Below are 1,708 nucleotides of genomic sequence, written 5' to 3'. Positions count from 1 at the left end.
GCAGCAGCCGCCCGGTGCCCTTGGCGTGGCCCACCTCCAGCGGGTGCACGAGGATCAGCACCTGCGCCTGGTGCCGCGCCGGGCGCGCGAGGGCGCACAGGCAGGCGCTGGCGGGGCGCTGGCAGCGCGGGCAGGTGGCGCGCCTGGGAGGGGCGCTGGTGGGATCCATGTGCAGGCCTGGAGCAGGGTTTTGCGCAGCGGGGTGCGCTTTCTGTTGATTCAAAAATGATAGCTTCCAGCGCTTGTACATCAAGCGATGGAGCCTGTTTTTATCAGAATTAATGGTGGCGCGACCGCGACGGTCGGGGCGCGCCGGCGGCATTGTCGGGCGTGCCGCCACTATCCTCGCGCCTTCCGCGCCGGAGTTGTTGGCGCCGGGCACAGCAAGCACATCCGAGGGCTCTTTCCATGCAATCCACCAAAACCGCGCTGGCCGTGGGCGCCGCCGTCGCCACAGCCGCCGCCGCCTACGCCGGCGCGAGCTGGTACAGCGGCCGCCAGGCCGAGCAGGCCTACCACCAGGCCATCACCGACCTGAGCGCCTTCATCGGCCCGCAGGCGATCGCCGCGCAGGAGTACCGCCGGGGCTTCTTCTCGTCCCAAGGCCGGCTGACGCTGCAGTGGACACCCGCCACGCAGGACGGCGAGGACGAGGACCAGGCGGCGCCGGCGCCGCCCGCGCCCGTGCGTCTGATGGTGACCAGCCAGGTGCGCCACGGGCCGCTGGCCGGCGCCCGGCTGGCCGCCGCCGCGGTGGAGACACGCTTTGCTCTGGAGGGGCTGGACGAGCACACACGCCAGGCCCTCTCGAACATGCAGGGCCTCCAACTCACGGCCGTGCGCCACTTCGGCGGCGCCAGCGATCTGCGGCTGCGCCTGCCTGCGGGCGAGGTCGTGGTCGACGGGACCGCGCTGCGCTGGCAGGAGCTGACAGGCGAGGGCAGCCTGGACAGCAGCGGCAAGCGCGTGTCCGCCCGCATGGCGTGGCCCGAATGGTCGTTCGACTCGCTGTCCGCCACCGCAGCCGCCGGCGACGAAGAAGACCCCGAGGCCCGCCCCGAGCGCTTTGCCATCACCCTGCGGGGCATGACCAGCACGTTCGAGGGCGAGATGATCGACGGCCTGTGGGGCCTGGGCCCCGGCAAGGCCCGGCTGCAGGTGGGCAGCCTGCAAACGCGCAGCGCCGGCGCCGTGGATGCCCCGGTGCGCACGGTCCTGGACCTGCGCGAGCTTGAGGCGGAATCGGACATCGTGACCGACCAGGCCACGCTGGGGTACTCCACGCGCGCCCAGGTGGTGGGCAGCATCGGGCCGATCCAGTTCGACTCGCTGAAGCTGCACGAGCAGTACCAGCGGGTGGACATCGAAGCCCTGCGGGGGCTGATGCGTGCCTTTGCGCCGGGCCAGCAGGAGGCGGGCGAAGCGGGGGGCTACACGCTGGTGGATGCCGCGCCCCGCCTGATCGCCGCCCTGCCGTCGTACCGGATGCAGATCGAGGCCACCACGCAGGGCCAGACGGGGCGGCTGGAGTACGGCGCGCAGGTCAATAGCGCGCCCCCGGTCGAGCAACTGGCGGGCGGTGCCTGGCTGCCGGCGCTGCTGCAAGGCGGCGCACTGGATGCCAGCATGCAGATGCCCAAGGCATGGGTAGGCCCGCTGATGGGCGCCACCGGCAGGCCTGCACCCAGCGACGAAGAGCTGCAGCAGC

2 protein-coding genes are annotated in these 1,708 nt (G+C 71.9%); one reads left to right on the top strand and one right to left on the bottom strand.

Annotated features, from left to right (window positions below; genetic code table 11):
- The coding region (locus tag A612_RS16380; protein WP_141630314.1) for a DTW domain-containing protein at positions 1–169 on the bottom strand (169 nt) is incomplete at its 3' end.
- 239 nt (positions 170–408) lie between these two features.
- Between A612_RS16380 and A612_RS02710 the strand changes: the two genes are divergently transcribed.
- Positions 409–1,708: DUF945 family protein (locus A612_RS02710; protein WP_019373066.1), on the top strand; the 1,300-nt coding region annotated here is incomplete at its 3' end.

The organism is Melaminivora alkalimesophila, from assembly GCF_000282995.1.
GTDB classification, from domain to species: Bacteria; Pseudomonadota; Gammaproteobacteria; order Burkholderiales; family Burkholderiaceae_C; genus Melaminivora; species Melaminivora alkalimesophila.
The sequence above is the reverse complement of the archived record's forward strand: the minus strand, read 5'-3'. Positions and strand labels throughout refer to the sequence as shown.